Genomic DNA, 21,731 nt, shown 5'->3' on the forward strand with positions numbered 1-21,731 from the left:
AGAGGGGTCTTAAGCGGTAGCATCGCTATGCGCTCCCCTCACGCCGCGACCGGCTGCCGCGGCGCCTCGGCGGCGGCGGGGGCCAAATCGATGACGGTCAGCGTCGTGCGGATGCGCTGCTTGGTGCCGTCCTGGAAGGCGATCGTGGTGTCCACGTCGATCTTCGGCTGGCCGGCATAGATGCTGTCGATGATGGTGCCGTATTTCTCGGCGACGACGCCGCGGCGCACCTTGCGGGTGCGGGTCAGTTCGCCGTCGTCGGCGTCCAGCTCCTTGTAGAGCAGCAGGAACTTGGAGATGCGCTGAAACTCGGGAAGCGTCTGGTTCACCCGCTCCACCTCCGCCCGCAGCAGGTCGTAGACCTCCTGCTTGGACGACAGGTCGGAGTATGTGGTGAAGGCGATGCGGTTCTTTTCCGCCCATTTCGAAACGATGGAGAAGCGGATGCAGATGATCGCCGACAGGTATTCGCGCTTGTCGCCCAGGATCACCGCCTCGGCGACATAGGGGCTGAACTTCAGCTTGTTCTCGATGTATTGCGGGCTGAAGCGGTCGCCCTGGGCGGTGGTGGCGATGTCCTTGATGCGGTCGATGATGACCAGATGCCCCTTCTTGTCGAAGAAGCCGGCATCGCCCGTGTGCATCCAGCCGTCGCGCATGTCGGCGACAGTCGCCTTCTCGTTCCGGTAATAGCCGGCGAACATGTTGGGGTGGCGGGTGACGATTTCGCCGACGCCGTTGTGGTCGGCGTCGATTACCTTCACCTCGATGCCGTCGTCGAAGGGCACGCCAACCGTGTCGAAATCCACGTCGGTGCCGCGATGGACGGTGTAGGCGCCCATCGTTTCGGTCTGGCCATAGATCTGGCGCAACGGCACGCCCAGCGCCTGGAAGAACTTGAAGGTGTCGGGGCCGAGCGCCGCACCGCCGGTCGCCGCCGATTTCAGGTTGGTGAAACCCAGCCGGTCACGCAGAGCCTTGAACAGGATGGCGTCGGCCATCGCCGAGCGCTGCCCCTTCGCCAGCGCCTCCAGCCCCAGCTTCATGCCGAGATCGTACATCTTCTGCTTGAAGGGCGAGGCGTCCATCATCCGGGCGCGCACGTCGGCGGCGATGGCCTCCCACAGGCGCGGCGCGAACAGGACGAAGGTCGGCCCGATCTCGCGGAAGTCGTGCATCATCGTCTCGGCTTCCTCGACGAAGTTCACGCGCATCCGCGACACCACCCCCATGCCGACGGCATAGACCTGCTCCATGATCCAGGACAGCGGCAGGACCGAGACATACTCGTCCTCCGGACCCTTGGGATCGGCGGACAGGTAGCTGGCGACATGGCGGATCAGGCGCCCGGCCGGCAGCATCGCCATCTTCGGGTTAGAGGTGGTGCCCGACGTGGTGCAGAGGATGGCGACATCCTCGCCCTTGGTCTCCGCCACCATGCGGTCGTAGAGGTCCGGCTGCGCGGCCAGCAGCTCCTCGCCCATGCGGATCAGGTCGGTGACCGGCATCAGGCGGGGGTCATGGTATTTGCGCATGCCGCGCGGGTCGGAATAGATGATGTGCTGCAGCGTCGGCAGCCGGTCGGCGAGGTTCAGCAGCTTGTCGACCTGCTCCTCGTCCTCGGCGAACACCACCTTCACGTCGGCATAGGTGATGAGGTAGGCGACCTCCTCGTCCAGCGCATCGCGGTAGATGCCCAGGCTGTAGCCGCGCAGCGCGTGGGTCGCGATCTCGCCCATCACCCAGTCGGGACGGTTGTCGCCGAGCAGGCCGACCACCTCGCCCGGCACGACGCCGAGCTTGGTCATCCCCAGCGCGAAGGCTCGAACGCGGACATGCACGTCGGTCCAGGTGAAGGTCCGCCAGATGCCGAAATCCTTCTCGCGCATGGCGATGTCGCCGCCATGGTCGCGGGCATGCAATGCCACCAGCTTCGGCAGGGTGTCGTAGACGGCCAGATCAGGCAGATTGAGGTTCGACATCACGCGACCTCCTTGCGCGGCGGCACGACCGCGGCAGGAGCCGCCGGCGCCTCTTCCTCGTCGTCCTCGCCCAGATAGGCGCGGCGGACGCGGGGATCGGCCAGGACCTCTTCCGGCCTGCCTTCGGCGATCTTCTTGCCGAATTCCAGCACCATCACCCGGTGCGAGATGTCCATGACCACGCCCATGTCGTGCTCGATCATGACCACGGTCATGCCGAACTCCTCGTTCAGGTCGACGATGTAGCGGGCCATGTCCTCCTTCTCTTCCAGGTTCATGCCGGCCATCGGCTCGTCCAGCAGGATCAGATCCGGCTTCAGCGCCATGGCGCGGGCCAGTTCCACCCGCTTGCGCAGGCCGTAGGACAGGGTGCCGGCGGTGGCCTTGCGCACATGCTGGATTTCGAGGAAGTCGATGATCTCCTCCACCTCGCGGCGGTGGGACAATTCCTCCTTCCTGGCCCCGGTCAGCCAATAGAGCGACCCGGTCAGGAAGTTGTTCTTCAGCAGGTGGTGGCGGCCGACCATGATGTTGTCGAGCACGGTCATGTGCCCGAACAGCGCCAGATTCTGGAAGGTGCGCCCGATGCCGAGCGAGGCGCGATGGTTCGGGGTCATCCCCGTCACGTCGCGGCCCTTGAAATAGACCTTGCCATCCGTCGGCCGGTAGCGGCCGGAGATGCAGTTGACCATCGAGGTCTTGCCGGCCCCGTTCGGGCCGATGATCGAGAACAACTCGCCCCTACGGATGCCGAAACTGACGTCGGTCAGCGCATGGACGCCCCCGAAGCGCAGATTGACGCCCCGAGCCTCGAAGATGGTCTCCGCCTGGGTGGTGGGCGACGTTTTGGCAGGGCCGGGGTGTGGTGCGACGGGCGCGCCTGACATTTCCTCCTCCGTTGCTGTTGGTACCGCTTCTCGGGGTCACGACCCGGCTCTTTGGTGGCCGGCGAGGTCCATATTGTGGACCGTTTCATGAGCAACTTCCGCACTATATACCGGGTTCCGTTCTGTTATCAACACTGACATTCCGCTAGTGCATGTTTTTTGACGCGACAAGCCGCCGCGTGGTCCATATGATGGACCTCATGAGCAGTCACGCCGGCATCGCCACACCTCCTGCCGCTCCGAGCGGAGCGGGCGGCACCCAAAGCCTGGAACGCGCCATCGCCCTGCTGCGCGCGGTCGCCGACGCGGGCACCGACGGCGCGCGGCTGGCCGATCTGATGGGCGGGGTCGGGCTGTCGAAGGCGACCACCCACCGGCTGCTGATGGCATTGGCGCGCGAAGGGCTGGTGGAGCAGGATGGGCGCAGCAAGCGCTATCACCTGGGGCCGGATCTGGTGGCGCTGGGCGATCTGGCTGCGCTGCGGCACCGGCCGGCTCCCCCTGCCCCGCCACAGCCGCCGGAAGCAGCGGCGTCGGTGGCGGCCGAGACGCCGCCGGCCCTGATGGTGAGGCCGTCGGCCTTCCTGCGGCCGGAGTATCGCGGCCTGTCCATCGCGCTGGCTTCGCTGTTGTGCGACCGTCATGTCCGCGCCGCCGACGGCGCGCGGGCGGCGCTGCTGCATGAAAGCGTGGCGGGACAGACGACGGAGCTGAGCTTCGCCCGCCTCGCCCACGATTCGGCGCGCTTCGCGACCGTGCTGGCAGGCATGGGGGTGGGCCAGGGCGACCGGGTGGCGGTGCTGCTGCCCAAGGGGCCGGAACTGCTGATCACGGCATTGGCGATCTGGCGGCTGGGCGGCGTCTACATGCCGCTGTTCACCACCTACACCGCATCGTCCGTGGCGTACCGGCTGGCCGACAGCGATGCGCGAGCCATCGTCACCAACGGCTTCCTGCGCCGCAAGGTACCGCGCGACAACACCCGGCCGGTGGTGACGGTGGAGGGCGACGAGGCCTTCGGTCCCGACGCGGTGCCCTTCTGGTCGTCGCTGCACGAGGCCGCGCCGCTGGCCGAGGTGGCGCGCTACCGGGAAGGCGACGCCTTCGCCCTTATCTACACGTCCGAATCCGAGCCGACGCCGCTGGGCGTCTCGCTTCCGGTCAAGGCGCTGTCGGGGATCGAGCAGTACATGCGCATCGGCCTGGACCTGCGCGACGACGACATCTATTGGAACATGGCCGACCCCGGCTGGGCCTATGGCGCCTATTACGGGCTGGTCGGGCCGCTGCTGCTGGGACGGACGACGATCTTCTGCGACGGCCCCTACGACGTGCGGCAGGGCTACCGCATGCTGACGAAGTTCGGCGTCACCAACCTGACCGCCGCCCCGTCGCAGATCCGCGCCTGGCACGGCGCCGACCCCGGCGTGTCGCACCAGTTCGCGTTGCGCATCCTGTCGGTGGTGGGCGAACCGCTGCCCCCCGACTTGATCGCCTGGGCAAACCGGACGGTGAAGGTCCCGCTGCTCGACCAGTATGGCCAGCGCGAGACCGGCATCTTCATCGTGAACCGCTACGACCCCGACGGGATCGGCCGTTACGAGTCCGAGGAGGTGGATGGCGGCGAGCCGGCCCAGCCGCCCAGCGGTTCGCTCGGCCGGCCGATGCCGGGATTCCGCGTCGTCATCCTCGACCCCGACGGCCGGGAGGCGCCGGTGGGCGGCGCCGGCGAGATCGCCATCGACGTGGACCATTCGCCGCTGTTCTGGTTCGAATCCTACGCCAACAACCCGGAGCGCACCGCCCAGCGCTTCCGTCATGGCCGGCGCTATTACCTGACCGGCGACCGCGCTTTCTTGGACGGCAACGGCAACATCCATTACCGCGGCCGGGCGTCGGACGCGATCCAGATGCAGCAGGGCGAATAGTCATGGACCGCCCTTTTCGGGTATAGATCGCCTCCGGAGATGCGGCAGCCGGAAAAAGCGCGAAGGACGGGTATGGAATCCAAGACGAAGAACCGCGAATCCTGGCTGGCCGCCGCCTTCGCGGCGCTGGCCGAAGGCGGCGTCGACAAGGTGCGGGTGGAGGTGCTGGCGAAGGCCCTGAAGGTCACCAAGGGCAGCTTCTATTGGCATTTCCGCGACCGCACCGACCTTATGAACGCCCTGCTCGACAGCTGGAAGCTGGGCCGCATCGCGGCCATCAAGGAACAGACCCGGCTGGACGGGCGCGAACCGGCGCAGCAGCTGCGCGACCTGCTGGCGCTCTATGGCGGCAGCAAGCCGCGGGGCATGGCGATAGAGCTGGCGGTGCGCGACTGGGCCCGGCGAGATCCCGAGGCGGAAAGCGTGATCGCCGAGGTCGACCGCGAACGCCTTCACAGCGTCGCCGGCCTGTTCGTGGCGCTGGGTCTGCCCTCCGACCAAGCCTTCGCCCGCGCCTATCTTTTCTACGCCTTCGCCTTCGGCCAGGGGCTGCTCGCTCCCGGCGCCGCGGCCGACCGCGCCGAGGTGGTGCGGGCGATCTGCGCCGACGTGCTGGTTCCGGAGGCGCAGACGACCGCTTAGAAGAGGTTCAGGGCGTATAGGCCAGCCGCACATTGCCCCAATGGCGGCCGCGCACGACGATCGGCGCATCGACCTCCTTAAGGCGCACCATCCGGCCGCCGCCCATATCGCGGCGATAGGCCTGCAGCAGGAACGGCCGGGTGTTGCGCGCGGCGGCAAGGCCCGACCGGTCGGCGAAGACGCGGCGGTTGCGGCAATTGGCGGTGTTCCAGGCGGGGTCGCCCGGCCGCTGCGGCTCGGAATAGCGGCTGTTGTGGGTCGGCACATAACCGACGCTGTTGGCCGCCACGCAGAGCTGAAAGCGGGGGTTGGAGGCCAGGACCGGCTCCTGGATCGCCGGGAACAGGCGGTCGGTCAACTCCGTGAAGGGGGCCAGCGCCTGTTCGGGGTCGCTGCCGGCAATGGGGGCCAAATCGGTGGAGAACAGCGCCTCCTCACCGATGCTGCCACTGGAAAGAGCGCTTTCCAGAGCCTTGGACAGGGCCGCGGCAGTGTTCTGCGCAGTGCGGATGACATCGGAATCGGCCTCCACCATCGCGCGATAGGCCCGGCCCAGCCGGTCCGCCTGAACATCGGACAGCTCGTCGAAGGCCAGATGCAGGCCGAGGTCGCTGATCCCGGCGACGACGGCCGGCAGGTCGCCGACATCGCGCAACGTCACGGTCAGCCGCGTCTGCTCGGCAAACGGGGGAAGCCCCGTGCCCTCCACCAGCATCCCCTCGAGCGACAGGTCCAGCATGGTGGCGGTGCGGCGGTCGTCGGCCAGGACCAGCGTGACGGGCTCTTCGCAGGGGATCCGGTCGGACATGCGGCGGTCGCCGGCAACCGACTGGCGGAGCGCGATGACCAGACGGCGCTTCAGGTCGGCGACGGCGGTCTGGGTATCGGCCATCCGGCGGCTGACGTCGGTGGCGATGCCGGTGATCTCGTCGGCCTGATCGCGGATATGCAGGACGCTGACCGACACCTGCGATGCCCCGCCGGCCGAGTTGGTGGCGCTGCGCCCGATCTCCCCGTTGGCGGCGGATTGCTCCTCCACCGCGGCGGCGGTGGCAGCGGCGGCCTCGTCGATCTCCTCGATCACGGAAATGACGGTCTGGATCGCCGTGACGCTGCCGCCGACCGCCTGCTTCAGCTGGTCGATCTGGCGGGCGATGTCTTCGGTCGCCCGCGCCGTCTGGTTGGCGAGCGCCTTCACCTCGCTGGCGACCACGGCGAAGCCCTTGCCGGCCTCCCCGGCCCGCGCCGCCTCGATGGTGGCATTCAGTGCCAGCAGGTTTGTCTGGCCGGCGATCTCGTTGATCAGGTTGGCGACCTTGGCGATCTCTTCCGTCGCCAGTTCCATCTGGCCGATGGCGGAGGCGGAACCGCGGGCGCTGTCCACCGCCCGCCGGGCCACCTCGCTGGACCGGGCGGCCTGCCGCGCGATCTCGTGCCCGGCACTGTTCAGCTCCTCCGTCGCGGCGGCGACCGACTGGGCATTGGCGCTGGCTTGCTCCGAAGCCGCCGACACCACCATCGTGTTCTCCCGCACCACGCCCAGGGCCTGCATCAGATGCTGGATGCCGTCGCCGGCGCGGTTGCTGGTCAGCTCCACCCCCATCCAGGTGGAGTCCAGGTCGCTTTCGATCGACTTGCAGGTCTCCAGCAGGGCTTGGCGGGTCAGCGCTTTCTGCCGCAGTTCGGTCTCGTGCTTCTCGTGGGCGGCATAGGCCAACTTCGCCTTCATCGCGTTCAGTTCGGACGCGACGCGGGCGAATTCCGGCACGCTGATCGGCGTCATCGGATCGGTGAGAGCGCCGCGGGCGATGCGCTCGAACGTCTGTTCCAGGACCGACAGCGGACGGCGCACCGTGCGCAGGATCAGCCAGCCGAACAGGGCGGCGAGCACGCAGCTCAGCAGTACCGCCGCGGCGACCGCGGCGATGCGCCGACTATGGTCGGCTTCGGCCTTGTCGAACTCCTCCCGCGCCACCCGGATCTGGAGTTCCAGCAGCGCATCCGACACCCGGCGCAGTTCGGCGAAGGCGGGCCGGACGGTGCCGCGCAGATGGGCGTCAAGCGCGGCTCCGTTCTTCTCCCGTGCCAGGGCCAGGGCCGGACCGATGCCGGACTGGAGATAGGAGCCGACCAGCGGCTTGAACCGGTCGGCGAGAACCGCCTCCTCCGGCGTCAGGTAGGTGGCGAGATAGGCGGTCAGCAGCCGCTGCATGGCTGCGGTGTTGCCGGCGACCGCGGACTCGACGGTTGTGAGGTCTCCGGTCCCCTTGCCGGCCTGAAGATCGGCGGCAAAATCGGTCAGGCGCTGCCGGCTGTCGCGGGCGAGATTCTGGATTTCGCCGATCTGATAGGCGGGAACGGTCCGGTCCTCATACACCGTGCGAAGCGACCGGTTGGAGGCCTCCATGCCGTTCAGGCCGAGCCAGCCGGCCGCCAGCATCGCCAGGATCAGCAGCACCATCACCCCGGCCAGACGTCCGGACAGGCTGGACCACGCCTTGGCGGCGGCCCGGCCAGCGCGGCTGCGGCGGACGAGCGCGCCCTGGCTCAGCACCACCGCCGCACGTCCGTCGCGCATCGCCGTATACAGGGCATCGGCCTCCGCGATCTCGTCGCGCGATGGTTTGGAGCGGATGGAGATATAGCCGGTGACGGCGCCGTTCTCGATCACCGGGGTGACGTTGGCGCGCACCCAGTAGAAATCGCCGGACCTGGTCCGGTTCTTCACCAGCCCTTCCCAGGGCCGCCCCGACTTCACGGTCGCCCACAGGTCGGCGAAGGCCTCCTTGGGCATGTGGGGATGGCGGACGAGGTTGTGCGGAGCGCCGATCAGCTCATGTTCGTCGAAACCGCTGATCTCGACGAAAGCCTGGTTCACGAAGGTGATCCGCCCGCCGGTGTCGGTGCGCGACACCAGGGGGACGCCTTCGGTCAGATGGACCTCACGGTCGGTGATCGGGGTGTTGACACGCATGACGCGGTTCCGCTCCAGCCAAAGCCTTGCAAAAAGCGGTCGGGCGTGGAGGCGAAAACTGCAGCGCCGGACGACCGCATCGGTCGCACCCCCGAACCGGACGTTGCACTGCAAGCGGCATGCCGCCAAAATTGACAGCGACCGAACAATCTGTGTGGCGCAATACAACGGTAAGGCGATTTCCACCCGCCGAACTTGTCGCAAAATGCGTCCGGAAAAGAATGGCGGGCGCGGCGCACGATGCAAACTGAAAAAAGCTGAACTGCCTAATTGTTTAGCCGCGCAACGAACCTGCGGACAATCCATCGAGCGGAATGGCGGTGACGCTTTTGACCTCTTCCATCACCGCATAGGTATGGGTTTCCCGCACGCCGCGCGCGGTGGACAGCAGTTCGCCCAGGAACAGGCGGTATTCGTTCATGTCGCGCACCCGCGCCTTGACCAGATAGTCGAAGCCGCCGGCGACCATGTGGCATTCCATGATCTGCGGCATGCGCAGCACGGTGGCCTTGAAGTCGTCGAAATTGTCGGGCGTCGTGCGGTCCAGCACCACTTCCACGAAGACCAGCATCTCCGCTTCCAACCGGTGCGGGTCGAGCAGCGCGACATAGCGCTGGATGATGCCGTCCGCCTGCAGCCGCTTCACCCGCTCCAGGCAGGCGGCCGGGCTCAGGTTGATGCGACGGGCCAGCTCGACATTGCTGAGGCGTCCATCCTCCTGCAGTTCACGCAGGATCTTGATGTCGGTGGGATCGAGGCTGCGGTCCATCGGCGGCTCGGAATGCTGTTCGGCAGGCCGCCCCGATCTTCGGGCAAAGAACGGGGCCACCCCGGAACCGACCATAGCAGGAACGGCGCCGACCGCGCCACTCCGAAGCCTGTTCGCCGGTGAGGGGCGGACGCCGTCACGCCGCCAGCGGCAGCATCACCGTCATGCGCAGCCCGCCGGTCGGGCGGTTTTGGGCGCTGACGCGGCCGCCGAAGGCCTCGATGTTGCGGCGGACGATCCACAAGCCGATGCCGAAATGCGCGGCCCCGGCCTGATGAGCAGCCGATTCGTCCTCCGGCATGCCGCGGCCGGGTTCGCGGTGGGAGAAGTAGCGCTCGAAGATGCGTTCCAGGTTGGCCGGATCGACGCCCGGTCCTTCGTCGTCCACCACCAGCTCGGCCCAGCGGCCGTTGCGGGTCAGGCGGACGCTGACGGCGGAGTCGGCCGGCGAGAAGCTGACGGCGTTCTCCACCAGATTCTCGACGATGGTTTCCAGCGTCTCTTCGCTGGCCCGCACCACCAGCCCGGCATCGATGCGCGAGCGCATGTGCAGTCGCCGTTCGGCCAGCAGACCGGTATAACCGCCGGCCATCCGCTCCACCAGCGACGACAGGTCGACGCGGCGGCGCGAGGGGGCCAGCAGGTCGGCTGCCGCCTCGTCCATGCGGCGGGCGAAGGACACCAGCCCGTCCAGCTTGTCCAGCGACTTCTCGATCATCGTCAGCGCGCGCTGGCTGCGGGCGTTCTCCGCCGGCAGGGCGCGGCGCAGCGGCTCCACCGACTGGCGGATCACGGCGATCGGCGTCTTGAAGGCGTGGGCGTTGTCTTCCGCCGCACGGCGCAGCGACTGGGCGCTGTCGCGCAACGTGGAAACGAGACGGTCGAAATCCTCCGCCACCCCGGCCAGTTCCGGCACGGTGTTGCGCGCGGCGAAGGAGGCGCTGCGGCCCTCATGGTCGGGGGTATCCTCGCCGCCGACGATGCGGCGGGCAAGATCGCCGAAACGGTTCAGGTTGCGCCAGACCCCGGCCAGCACCGCCAGCACCAGGGCCGCCATCGCCAGATAGATCGCCGCGGCGGCCTGGACCGCCGGCGTGCTCCAATAGGGACGGCCGATGGAGGACGAGATGTAGGCCTCGGTCGCATGGCTGGTCACCAGCGCCCAGCAGCCGAAGCTGGTCTTGATCGGGGTGATGGAGGACAGCACCTCCTCGCCGCCTTCGGCATGGGGAACACGCATCGCCAGCGTGGAGTTGCCGGCACAGCTCGACCCCAGCCGGTCCAGCACACCCTGTTCGAGCAGCAGGCGCCGTTCGGCATCGATGTCGGCGGTCGACAGGCTGGGCGCCGCCGCGACATAGAAGAAGGGTTCCGGTCCGGTCCTGAGCGCCGCGGTCCCGGTGGCCGCCACGCGCGGACGCACCAGCAGCTTCAGCCGCGTGCGGTCGTCGCCGTAGCGGGCCAGCGCGCTGCTGAGACTGGGCAGCGCCGTGCGGTCGACACCCAGAAGTTCCGGTTCCAGCGCCCGGGCGATCAGTTCACCCTGGCGCTGGGCGCTTTTCAGCAGGAGCTGCTGCGAGGCCTCGTCGGCGCGCTGGAACTGGTCGTAGAGCAGAACCGGCACGGCGACGAAGACGACGGTGAGCAGCACCAGCCGGCTCGCCATCGAACGCCACAGCCAAAGCAGGCGGGCGGACGCTTGTCTGGGCGCCCGCATCGCAAGGTCACTCGGCAGCAGCGCCATTGATCAGCATGTCCTCGCTCATTCCACCGCGCTGGCCATTGCGCGTGCCGTTGCCCGGGGCAGTGTCCACGCCGTCCTCGTCGCCGCCCTGGGCCGGGTTCTCACCCTTGCCCCAGCGATAGCCGAAGCCCGGATAGTTCTCGATGCAGGCGAAGTTGGCGTCGACCGAACGGAACTTCTGGCGGATGCGCTTGATGAAGGCGCGAACGTTGGCGCGGTAGCCCGACGGGCCGTAGCCGGCGACGAAGCCCTTGCCGTGGACGAGGTCGTAGATCTCGCGGTAGGACACGTCCTCTTCCGGGCGGGTCGACATCAGCTTGACGATGTTGAACTCGGTCAGCGTCAGATCGATGCGCTTGCCCTTCCAGAAGGCGCGGCTGTTGTCCAGGCGCAGCTCCAACTCGCCCAGGCGATGCATGGTGGCGTTGCCGCCGGTCTCCGCCTCCTCGGCACCCTTGACCGCATCGCCCTTGGTGCCGTCCAGGATCAGGCGCATGCGCTTCAGCAGGATCGACAGGCTGCGCGACTTCTCCACGAAGTCCAGCGCGCCGCCGGCCAGCGCCGCCTCTTCATAAATCTGGTCGGACAGGACGGTCAGGAAGATCACCGGGGTGGCGATGCCGCGGGCGCGCATCTGGCGCAGGACGTCGATGCCGTCCAGCTTGGGCATGCGCCAGTCCAGCAGGACGATGTCGACCGATCCGTCGTCAGCGAAGAAATCGAGCGCCGGTTCGCCGCGGTCGAAGGTGATGACCTCGTATCCCTCGTCGCCGAGGTTGAGGCTGAGCGACTCACGGAACAGATCGTCGTCGTCCACCAGAGCGATGCGGGCAATGGTCGGTTCGGTCATTGCGGACATTCCCTTGTTCGACTCCGCCTTACTGAATCCCGGGGCGGACAGGGCGCCCTGCGTCAGCGTGAGCGAGGAGTTGGGCGAAGCATCGGTGGTCGGCGTCAGGGACATTTTGGCTGCTCTTCATATCGTAGGAGAGGGCGCGGAAGTCCTGGGACGAGGTCATATCCATGAAGAAGAAGACCTTGAGGGTGCAGTCACCCTTGGAATACCGCCAGATCTTGGCGGGAGGCGCCTCTTCCCTTGCAACAGGGGACCCCAGGAGGTTGAGAGTCTGGACTTCGTCCAGCCCGACAAGACTGTCGGGGTCGGCGTTGGTGGTTGCGGGAGGGGTGGGCGTCAGCCCCACGGCCGGCCCCACGGCCGGCATGGCCGAGGCGTTCGCCGTCCGGGGGTCGATGGCCGCCAATTGGGTGGCGGCGGTATTGGCGTCGGTGCTGGCCGCCGCCACATCGCCGTTCGTCACCGGCGGGCCCGGCTGCGGCATAGGCAGGTTCGGCGCCAGCGATGCGGAGTCGGCAATCTTGCGGGCCGGCTTCTGCCTGGGCACCGGCGGGGAAGCCGGACGGGCGTTCGGGTTGGCGGCCGACATATCAGGTCCGCCCCATCCCGGCCCGGCCGTGTTGGCCGGGCAGCCGGCCAGCAGCAGGACCGCGACCAGCAGGCCCGCATGTCGGCCCCGGCCGGCGGCGTAGGCGCCGAACTGCGCCACATCGCGGAGGACTGCCGGCACGGTCATGGGGGCGAGCCTTTCAAATGCTGGAGGGCAAACACTGGAGGGACGAACACGAGATGGTTGGCTATAGCGGCATTAACACGGAACCGGGCGTTTCCATCTGACCGCAAATTTTACTTCGCGTCAGAGTTGGAGTTGACCGCGTCTGATGACCCTAAACTCAGTCCATCCTGGTTAATGGCGCGTTAAAGCCACAGCAGATACCCCCATTTTGCGAAAACCTACCAATATTTTGCGAATTTTCGTTTGAATTTCGAGAGAAAGCGTCAGGAGAACTCCCCGCGCTTTGCTCAAAAGTGGTACACAATTGGGTCAGGTCCATTCTGCGTCGACCGCTTTGTAGGGTACAGGCGGAGGGCGACAGGACGTGACAGGAATGAGGCAGGAAGATGGCCGGGGTCGGAGGGGAATGAGGCCGTCGTGGGCCGAAGGCCAAAAACAATCGGCGGCGGAGCCACCCGGGTATGGCTCCGCCGCCGCTCAGCCGGACGGGCAACAGTTCATGTGGCGGCGCGCATGACAGCGGCCGCAGGGCGTTGCCTCTGGAACTCCAGCCGTGGTTCCGGCCGGCCGTCAAGCCGGTCGGCGTCGTGGGAACAATGCATTTTCGGCACCATCCGTCACGGTCGCCATCATGCGCCGGACGGACGGCGCAGTCAAGTTTGCATTACGTACAATTTAGTGTTTCTGCTATCCAAGCGGTTTGGGGAGCTGGACATTGATCTTGCCGCGGTTTGGTGGACACCTCAGCGAAGCTCCGAGTGGAGCGGGAAGGTGTCTGATGACGAAGCCAAGGCGATCCTTACACGGACGAGTTCAAGCGTGAGGCCGTTTGATCAAGCGTCGGATATATGGACGCGCCAGCCTCGATCTGCTGCGCCGTCGTGTGCTCCTCGCAGCCTGATCCACTCAAAGCGCGGGGGACCTGGAGAACCGGGACGACTCACACGACCGGGCGAAGCGGGGCCGCTCGGTCAACCGCAGACCGAACCTTCGAAAAGGAAATGCGCTTGCAGTTCTCAGGTGACCCGTGGATACAATGCTCGCCTTTTTGGTTCTTCCTGCTCAACCCGCACCGATCTCCGCTGCATGTCTCCTAAGGTATTTATCAGTCACAGCGCGAAGACTGACCCTGCGCAGAACGTAAAGCGGCAGTTGATCGGGGCGTTGAAAGCGGCCGGCTTCGGGGTTTGGGAGCAGGAGGAGCTTAAGCTAAATCCAGGAGAGCATTGGCTTTCCGGGCTCCATGAGTGGGTGGCGGGCTGTTCTGCGGCCGTGGTACTGCTGTCAAAGGCTGCGCTTGTGTCGCCGTTCGTGCAGGCTGAAGTGTCTTGGCTATTATTCCGCAAGGCGCTGGATGAAAATCTTCCGATTATCCCTTTGGCTGTCGAAGACATCGAGGAAGAGGATGTTCCGGACTACCTGAAGCGCACAACCAATCTCGCCTACAGGCAATGGTGGACCATGTCATCCATAGATGACACGACCACACGAGTGCTGGCCGAAATTAGGAAGGTCACCCTCCGCGACTGGAACGATCCACTTATTTTCGCGGCTCAAGAGGCAGTATCATTGATCGCAGATGCTACGGATGCCGAACTGCTTAGAGCCGGAGACAGGATAAAGTGTGACCTGCAGGGCTGGATGCCGCAGCAACTTAGCCGCCACACTCGTTTTGTCGAAGCGCTTCTGTCGGGCATTTCATTGCCCGAAGTGGCCCGTACGCTGAACATCCTAACCAACGTGGAAGCCAGGAATCGGCGGAAGGTATTGCGTATGATCGCGACTGCGCGTGTCAGGCACGACGTCGTCAAGGAGATTCCCGGCATTGCCATAGGACCGCAAGCTGACCGCGTTTTCGGGCTGGCCATTCGGCAACCGAGTGTCGCGGAGTGGCACATCTACCGGCCGTTCAGCGGAAGCCGCGGCATCTCGTTCGATTTTTATTCTCTGTTGGCCTCCAAACAGGAGGACAGCAATTTCGACGTCCTGAAGGACCTCCGCTCTCAGGTGCGCAAGGAATGCGTAGGGACCGAAGGCGAGCATTTCGTGAGCGAGGACGATGTCGATGCCGAACTGGCGCTGATCGGGTCCGTAAGTCCCGCCATCGCCATGTTCAAGTCGCAGTCCGACTGGCCGACCCTCCTCGCCGCACTGCGGGACACCTGCCAGGATCTCACCCTCGGGATCTTTGCCGTCGACGAGGGATTCCACCATACGACCATCGCCGCCGGCTGTGAGGATAACGAAGACAACCTTCACCGGGAGTTCATCAGCGCCTTACGCATTCTCAATCATGGAGCCACGGGGTAATTGCATGCACTATATCTTCAATGCTCCAGCCGAGCGGCCTGCGCGGCGCCTTCGGAAAGAGGTGTATGGCGATCGTCGAGACGGCGCCGTGTATTGCTACGACGACACAATAATTCTGGCGATCAACGTCGCGCTGGCAGCGCGGCGCCCGCTCCTGGTCGCCGGACCGAGCGGGTCGGGCAAATCTTCGATGGCGCGACACATCGCCGCGACCTTGAAATGGCGCTATATCGAGCATGTCGTGACCTCGCGCACGCAGGCGCAGGATCTGCTGTGGTGGAACGACACTGTGCGGCGATTGTCAGATGCGCAGACCAAAGCTGGAGTAAAGCAGGACTATGCCTACATCGAGCCAGGGGCGCTATGGTGGGCGTTCTCCCCGGACACGGCCGCCCGCCGCGGCAGGGACAGCGGCCTGAAAGATGACGAGAAAGCGCACCCCCCCTATGAAGGCACGGAGGCTGACCCGTGTGCGCCAGCCGTGGTTCTGATCGACGAGATAGATAAGGCGGATCCCGATGTCCCCAACAGCCTACTCGTTCCCCTCGGCAGCTTCACGTTCCGTGTTGCCCCGGTCGGCAGTACGATCACGCCGGAAGCGGCCGAACCGCCGCTGATCATCATCACCACCAACGAGGAGCGGGAACTTCCCCCGGCATTCCGGCGCCGCTGCATCGAACTGCGCATCACTCCTCCCTCGCAGGAGCGGCTCAGGCGGATCGCCATGGCGCACTTCGGCAGCACCGCAAAGGTTAAATCGCTCTGCGACAAGGCCTTAGGGCTGATTGAACGGAAACAGGACGGGCGGGAGATCAGCACCGCCCAGTTCCTAGACGCGATCCGCGCATGCTTGGGGCTGGATGTGGAGGCCCGGTCCGATGATGCCCAAAAGGTGATGGAGGCGGCCTGGGACTTCCTGAACACACAGGGGGCGTGACGGAGGTGAGCAAACCGCCGGAAATCTGGGCCGCAGATCTATTGCGGGTGGCCGGGGCACTGCAGGCCGAGGGCGAGGACGATCTCCGCCGGCTTGCCGAACGGCTCGGTCTACTGTCGCCCGGGCCGGCAGCCTCCGCGTCTGGCGGCGGCACTGGATCTAAGGGGAAGAGGGCTTCGGGCTCCCGTCGCAGGCAAGCACCCCCTGATCGGCAGCTGAACCAGACTCCAACGCAGCAACACACGTCCGGCGAGCATCATGAGTCCCTCTATCTGCTGCGCGCTGAGCGTGATCCGGATTTCCAGAGCGACCTTCGGCGCATCCTCGCCGACGTGGTGCCGATGCCCCGTCCCACTTCGGCCGGTGCGGTGCTGCTGCCAGCGCCGCTGCTCGACGACCGGAAGGCGCCGGCGCTCGTCGCCAAGGCGGCGGCCGTTGCCGGCGGAGATGGTCTGCTGCACATTGAAGACTTGGTCCAGCGCTTCGCCCGTGGCGAAGCGATCACGCGCCTGCCGTGCCACCCGCGTCCGACGCTGAGAAGGGGTGTGCAGTGGCTGGAGGACTGGGGCGACGGCATGGCGCCGTTCTTGAACGACTTGCTGTGCCTGCGTAAGCGGGTGCGCTCGGTAATTGGGAAGGAGGTATCGAGCATTCTGCGGTTTGCCGGCAATCCCCGTGTCGTCGGCGACGGTCCCCGGCGGAAGTGGCGTCCCTATGCCCCGCCTCCGGCCGGCGTCCCGGTCGTGGCGGTGACCGATCTGGGCATCGGGGGAGCGGAGGACAGCGTGGTCTTGAGCGTGTGGCGGCGCTTGGCCGAGACGCTGCGAGAGCGTGGATCGTCACTCACCATCATCACGCCGTACCCCCACGAGGACTGGCCGTACGCCCTGCGCTCCCTGGTCCGCTTGGTCGAATGGGTTCCCAGCCGGCCAGTGGGTCCAAGGCCTATGCCGTTTACGCTGGAGGCGGAGGATACCGCGGCCGGTGAGGCCGTGGCGCTGTTGCGTGAAACCGATCCGGCAGCCTACGAACTCGCCAAAATGGTCTCCTTGGCCGTGCGCATCGAGCCGGCCTTGCTGCGCCGTCTGCGAGAGGAGTTCCTTCCCGGCGCCGCGCCAGCGATCGAGGCCCAGTTCTGGCTCAGCCCGGTGGTGGAGGCGCGCACGCCCGATGCCGTCGAACTGTGGGGCCCGGCGCGGGACATCCTGAGGCAGGCGTTGGCTGCCGACCGGTCCAAGCTCCGCCAAGTGTGGGACACCCTGGAGGAGGTGCATGCGGACGTGGCGCCTGCGTTTCGGCTGGAGGAGAAGCTGTGCTACTTGGCGTTGGCGGGCGCCTCGGCCGACGAGATGGAAGCCGTACTGCGTCCCGCCCTGGCCGCGCTGGTGCTGGAAGGGCGCAGCGGCATTGCCGCCTGGAGCCGTCGCGCACTTCCCCAGCTTCCCGAACCCGTGCGGCAGACCGCCGCCTTCCATCAACTGCTCGCCCTGGCCAAGCAGGGCACGCAGCCGTCTGGCGGACCGGACGCTCTCGACGAGGACTGGCCTGAGGCGCGGCATGCCGGCCCTGACGACGTGTTCGTCACCGTGGAACGCAGGGGAGACGATCTTGTGTTGCGGTACCCGGCCGCCGGTCCTGCCCCGGTCATCAGCGCCCCGCTGGTCGGCGATGCCGTCCGCCTGGAGGTCCGGTTGCCGCACATCGGCGAGCGCCTGCAGATCAAGCTGAAGCGTGACGAGCCAGTCAATGTCTACTCTGCGTCGGAGGCGGTGATCGCAACTGTGGACGGACGGCTGTACCGGTTCGTGGCAAACATCGGTGAGGACGCCATCCGGTGGATCCATGTGGCCGACCTCTATTCGGGAAGCACGGAAGGTCGTGTTCCACTGGTGAGAGATCTCGTGCTGAAGAGCATTGAGACACATGGTCCGCCCGACTTCATCTTTATCTCCGGCGACCTTGCCTATTCGGGCAAGGCAGACCAATACCACGGCATCGCACACGACTTCCTTGATCCGGTCCGTGCACATTTGGGTGCGGACTGGCGAGGGCGAATCCTCGCCGTCCCCGGCAACCACGATTTCGACAGGTCCGCCGGAGACCTGAGGTATTCCGGCGATCCCACGGGGCTGCTCCAGCCAAGCGCGGCGAGCGCGGCGCAGCGTCAACGTTTTGTTGCCGCATTGGCCGCGTATGCCGATTTTGAACGGAAATACACGGATACGCCGGCGGATTGGCTCGGCTCCACCGGCGGCGCCTACACGGTCGACATCGACGTTCGCGGGCGTCCGGTCACCATTGTCGGTCTCAATACCGCTTGGCTGTCGGCAGGAACTTCCGACGATGTGCTGGCCCAGGTCGGCGTCGGGCTCCTGGAGGAACAGTTGAAACATGTCGATCCAGAGGCACTATGCATCGTGCTTGGCCATCATTCGGTTGACGCTTTTCAGACCGACCGGCGACGTTTCCAGCGGATCCTTGCCGACCGAAAGGCCATCTATCTGCATGCCCACGACCGCAGCGGTAAAGGATGCCTCGTTCAATCGGAACCGTTCATTGAACTGCGCGCCGGGTTGCGCATGCCCGGCCGCGGTGGACAGCACGATCGCGGTTTGAGGGTTGTCGCTGCCAAGCTGGATTTCTCCAGGGCGATGCTGCGTCTCGTGGAAACGCAGCCCTCTTGGAAGAAGGGCATGGACAACTGGGACGAAGTGGCATCCATCGAGCTTCCTATCCCTCAACTGCTCCGCAAACAGGAAGCCTGGAACATGCTGCCGGCGGCCTCTGATCGGCGAACCCGAGCCGCCTTTCGGCGCTGGATCGTCGGTCAGCGAGACCGCATCCGGAGCGCCGAGGCGGTGGACGCACTCTGGTGCCTCGCGCAGGTTCTGCGGGAGAAGGAAGGCGGAAGCGTCAACGGGCTCAGCAACTGGAAGGCTTTGGTCGCGGAATTCGGCCTCCAGGTCGCCGAGGCGGCGCGCGAGGGTTGGCTGCGCTTCTGGCCACGGTGGCGCCCACCGATGCCATCCGATTTCGGGGACTCGGTCGTTGTGCCGCGCGAACTCATCATCGGATCCATCGGCTTGGCAATCGCCGTGGACGAGGGGCTCGACTTCATCAGCCTGTCCTCTGGGGAGGCGGAGACTGCAGCGCTCTACGCCCTGGAGGAACTGAACGGAGCGCCGGCCTGGATGGATCGGTTGGCCGAAGCCCATTTTCAGGCAACCTTCAGGGTTCTCAAGGAGTGGCTGGACGCCGAAGCATCTGCGCCATCGGTTGCGTTTTCGGTGTTCGACCGTCTGCGTGAGCGCCCCGTGATGAGCCGCGTGGCCATGGAGGCGTTCTCGATGAGGAACGCGCTCCGTTCCCGAAGCGGCGAATTCTTCGACGCCGCAATGCGGTTCCTGATCCGGTTCGGCGCGACGGAAAAACGCAAGGAGGTGCTCGGCATCTTGGCAACCGGTGTGCGGAGCGCATCCTCCGCATCGGAAATGCTGCCGATCTTGCTTGCCGCTTGGCTCTGGCTCGATGCCACAGCGGCCTTGCCGAGCCTGAAGGACGCTGCGAAAAGGCGGGAGGCCGGCACGCTCTTCGTGTCCCTGTGCGCCCGCCTGAACACGTGGATCGAGGATGGTAGCCCGCTCTCCCCGCCGCCGGGTTTCCTGGTTCTCTCGGCCGTGGAGGAATTGCTGCCTCTCGTCGTCTCCCTCGTGCCGCCGTCGGAAGACCCGCTCCATGAGGACGCGTTCAAGCCAGACCAAAGGGACAAGGCCGGCTACTTCCGCAATTTCCTTCTGCGTTGGCTCGTCGACCGGCCGGAGACCGCGCGGGTGCGGCAGCGCCTTGCCCGCGACGAGCGTCTCGCCGAAGTTCGGCCCGCTTTGCTGAGGGGAATTAGCAACCGCAAGAGTTTGACCCTGCCAGCGGCTGTTCGCCGGCGTGCCCGGGCGTTCATCCTCGATGTGTGCCGACGGCTCGACGGCACGGGAGTGCTCATGGCGCAATCTGAAGAGATAATAGTGTCGCACATCGACGCCCACATGGCCAACCGCCTACCGCCGAACTTCACCGTCGAGAGGCTTCGCGACATCGATTTGCCGGGCGACATCCTGATCCGTTTTGCGGGCGATCCGGTGATGGCGGTTGAGGTGATCGTGATCGGCCGCTCCTGGACGGGTGGCGTACAGACCAGGATCGCGACACGTGCCCGCAGGTTCCGCAGGGACGGGCGTGTCCCGATGGCGACACTGGTACTGGTGGATTTCAGCAGTGCGCGCTCGCGGCGAACCTCACTGCATATGCGGAATCTGGTCGCCGCTCTCGACGAGGAGGTCCGGTCCGAGGCCGGGGAGCAGTCCGGGACCGAGGTGCGTGTCGCCGGCATCTACCTGCGGCGCACGGCCCCGCGCTTGTTGGAATGACGGGAGCGGCCGCCCTCAGGCCCGGGCCAGCAACCCGGCTTCAAGTTCCGCGAGCCATGCCGTTGCCTCCCCGCGCGCCGCGCGCGCCGCGCGGATGAGGCGAAGGTTGTTGGCCGTGCTCTCTGGCTCCCAGGGTTCGCGGACATGAGTCAGGGCGTCGGCCAACGCCGCGCGCGCCGCGGCCTCGTCGCCGGCCAGGACGGCCAATTCCAGCAGGGTTGCCATGTCCCAATAATCTGGTACTCCGGCCGCCATGCGCCGCTCGACCGCGTACCGTACCACGGGCAGCAGTTCGTTGCGGCGCGGATCGGGCGGGGTCTGCACCTCCATCAGCGTCAAGGCGTTGACGCCAGGATAGGCGTCGCGCCAGTCGGCCTCGAACCCCTGACAGTAGGTGTCGGCGGCCTTGCGGAGCATGTCCTCGGCAAGCGCCGCATCGCCCGCCTTACGCGCCGCCTCCCAGCGGTCCTTGTAGACGCGGCCGAGAAGCCCCAGGCTCTCACTGCTCTTTCCGTGCCGCCGGACGACATCGAGCAACTCGCGTTCCGCGTCGACGCTGCGGCCGACACGGTTGAGCGCCATCGCGTATTGCTCGCGCACCATGACCGTGCCGGCGAGCAGCGGGCTCATCCGGCCGACAAGGGCGATCACGTCTTGCCACGTCTTGACCGACCGGTAGGAGAGCAAGAGGTCGATCACCACTCCGGTTTCTGCCGTTGCGACATCGCCGAGCCTCCTTTCGACCGCGCGAACGGCCTCGGCACCCTGGCGCCGGGCCGAGGCCAATTCCTCTTTGACGGATTCCGTATAGGTGGCCCGGTCCCGGAACAGGTCGGTTTTCAGTCGCTTGATGTCGGGGATCGGCTGTTCGTCGAGCAAATGCAGAATCGGGCTGTCGATGCCCGGCAGGAGGCTGTTGCGGAGGTGCGCCGCCAGCGCCTTGCGGTCCTCAGTCGCCCTCGCAGGCAGGCCGTGGGGCGTGAGTCCGTAGGGCTGGGTGTGGAACAGCGTCGTGGCGAAGGGCGGCGGGCGTCCGGCCGCGTGGAGCAGCACAGTGCCGTGCGGGCGCCAAGCATGGCGAGCACCCAACCCGAACAAGGCCGTCGCGTTTTCACCCGTCACGTCGATGATGCCATAGTCGCACAGCAGGAGGCGTTCAAGCAGGGAGGCGTTCACGAGACCCCCGGCGGCATCTTCGCGCCCCGTGACCATCGAGAAGCCCGCGTCGCGAATGGCTGGCGCGATGATCTCTTCGAAGACGGCGTCGAAGTCGGTGGGGTTTCCGCCCTCCGCAGCCAGCGTCCCACAAGGCATGAGAACGAAACACAGTGGCATCATCGTCTCCTCCGATGAGAACGGCCTGCTAGGATGGCCCCTCCAGACCGGCACCGCAACGCACGATTGGTATACAAACAGAAGTTTTCCCGGCCGAGGCTTGATGTGGAGCGTGACGGGTGATAACCCCACTGCTTGGGTCGATTTTTTGTCGAACCTGGAGGTGCAGCCTCGTCCCTAACGGGTGCAGGAGCGCTCCCATTCTTGCAG

At 66.0% G+C, this 21,731-nt stretch carries 13 protein-coding genes; 5 read left to right on the plus strand and 8 right to left on the minus strand.

Features of this window, described 5'->3' with window-relative positions:
- Nucleotides 1-38: 38 nt before the first annotated feature.
- Both FZ983_RS17625 and FZ983_RS17630 read right to left on the minus strand, forming a co-directional pair.
- Nucleotides 39-1,982 carry a long-chain fatty acid--CoA ligase gene (locus FZ983_RS17625; protein ID WP_149224801.1) on the minus strand — a complete coding sequence of 648 codons (1,944 nt, stop codon included), beginning with the start codon at nt 1,980-1,982 and terminating at the stop codon, nt 39-41.
- Nucleotides 1,982-2,869 (minus strand): ABC transporter ATP-binding protein, encoded by an 888-nt coding sequence (locus FZ983_RS17630; protein ID WP_211102933.1) that lies wholly within the window; start codon nt 2,867-2,869, stop codon nt 1,982-1,984. Before FZ983_RS17630 ends, FZ983_RS17625 begins: the two co-directional genes overlap by 1 nt.
- 200 nt (nt 2,870-3,069) lie before the next feature.
- On the opposite strand from FZ983_RS17630, the gene FZ983_RS17635 reads away from it, so the two are divergent.
- Together FZ983_RS17635 and FZ983_RS17640 are read left to right on the plus strand one after the other, a co-directional pair.
- Nucleotides 3,070-4,797 carry an AMP-binding protein gene (locus FZ983_RS17635; protein ID WP_247883806.1) on the plus strand — a complete coding sequence of 576 codons (1,728 nt, stop codon included), beginning with the start codon at nt 3,070-3,072 and terminating at the stop codon, nt 4,795-4,797.
- A 72-nt stretch (nt 4,798-4,869) separates the two neighbouring features.
- Nucleotides 4,870-5,439 carry a TetR/AcrR family transcriptional regulator gene (locus FZ983_RS17640; protein WP_149224802.1) on the plus strand — a complete coding sequence of 190 codons (570 nt, stop codon included), beginning with the start codon at nt 4,870-4,872 and terminating at the stop codon, nt 5,437-5,439.
- A 7-nt stretch (nt 5,440-5,446) separates the two neighbouring features.
- Here the strand turns inward: FZ983_RS17640 and FZ983_RS17645 are convergent, their stop codons facing one another.
- From FZ983_RS17645 to FZ983_RS17665, 5 genes are all read right to left on the minus strand, one after another.
- Nucleotides 5,447-8,413: a methyl-accepting chemotaxis protein gene (locus tag FZ983_RS17645; protein WP_149224803.1), complete on the minus strand. Its 2,967-nt coding sequence runs from the start codon at nt 8,411-8,413 to the stop codon at nt 5,447-5,449.
- A 274-nt stretch (nt 8,414-8,687) separates the two neighbouring features.
- Nucleotides 8,688-9,182 (minus strand): winged helix-turn-helix transcriptional regulator, encoded by a 495-nt coding sequence (locus FZ983_RS17650; protein WP_149224804.1) that lies wholly within the window; start codon nt 9,180-9,182, stop codon nt 8,688-8,690.
- A 136-nt stretch (nt 9,183-9,318) separates the two neighbouring features.
- Complete coding sequence (locus tag FZ983_RS17655) at nt 9,319-10,926, minus strand: HAMP domain-containing sensor histidine kinase (RefSeq protein ID WP_149224805.1); 1,608 nt, start codon at nt 10,924-10,926, stop codon at nt 9,319-9,321.
- Complete coding sequence (locus FZ983_RS17660) at nt 10,907-11,776, minus strand: response regulator transcription factor (protein WP_149224806.1); 870 nt, start codon at nt 11,774-11,776, stop codon at nt 10,907-10,909. Before FZ983_RS17660 ends, FZ983_RS17655 begins: the two co-directional genes overlap by 20 nt.
- A gap of 28 nt (nt 11,777-11,804) precedes the next feature.
- Nucleotides 11,805-12,518, minus strand: coding sequence for a hypothetical protein (locus tag FZ983_RS17665; protein ID WP_149224807.1), 714 nt, complete (start codon nt 12,516-12,518; stop codon nt 11,805-11,807).
- A 1,086-nt stretch (nt 12,519-13,604) separates the two neighbouring features.
- On the opposite strand from FZ983_RS17665, the gene FZ983_RS17675 reads away from it, so the two are divergent.
- The 3 genes from FZ983_RS17675 to FZ983_RS17685 are packed head-to-tail and all read left to right on the plus strand — an operon-like array spanning nt 13,605 to nt 20,186.
- Nucleotides 13,605-14,828 carry a toll/interleukin-1 receptor domain-containing protein gene (locus FZ983_RS17675; RefSeq protein ID WP_149224808.1) on the plus strand — a complete coding sequence of 408 codons (1,224 nt, stop codon included), beginning with the start codon at nt 13,605-13,607 and terminating at the stop codon, nt 14,826-14,828.
- A 4-nt stretch (nt 14,829-14,832) separates the two neighbouring features.
- Entirely contained in the window at nt 14,833-15,765 is a 933-nt protein-coding gene (locus tag FZ983_RS17680) for a MoxR family ATPase (RefSeq protein WP_188092375.1), read from the plus strand.
- Between the two features lie 5 nt (nt 15,766-15,770).
- Nucleotides 15,771-20,186 (plus strand): metallophosphoesterase, encoded by a 4,416-nt coding sequence (locus FZ983_RS17685; protein WP_149224810.1) that lies wholly within the window; start codon nt 15,771-15,773, stop codon nt 20,184-20,186.
- Between the two features lie 15 nt (nt 20,187-20,201).
- Here FZ983_RS17685 and FZ983_RS17690 read toward each other — a convergent pair whose 3' ends face one another.
- Nucleotides 20,202-21,524, minus strand: coding sequence for a TRAFs-binding domain-containing protein (locus FZ983_RS17690; RefSeq protein ID WP_149224811.1), 1,323 nt, complete (start codon nt 21,522-21,524; stop codon nt 20,202-20,204).
- Nucleotides 21,525-21,731 lie beyond the last annotated feature (207 nt).

The sequence above is a fragment of the Azospirillum sp. B21 genome (genome assembly GCF_008364825.1).
In the GTDB taxonomy this organism is placed as follows: domain Bacteria; phylum Pseudomonadota; class Alphaproteobacteria; order Azospirillales; family Azospirillaceae; genus Azospirillum.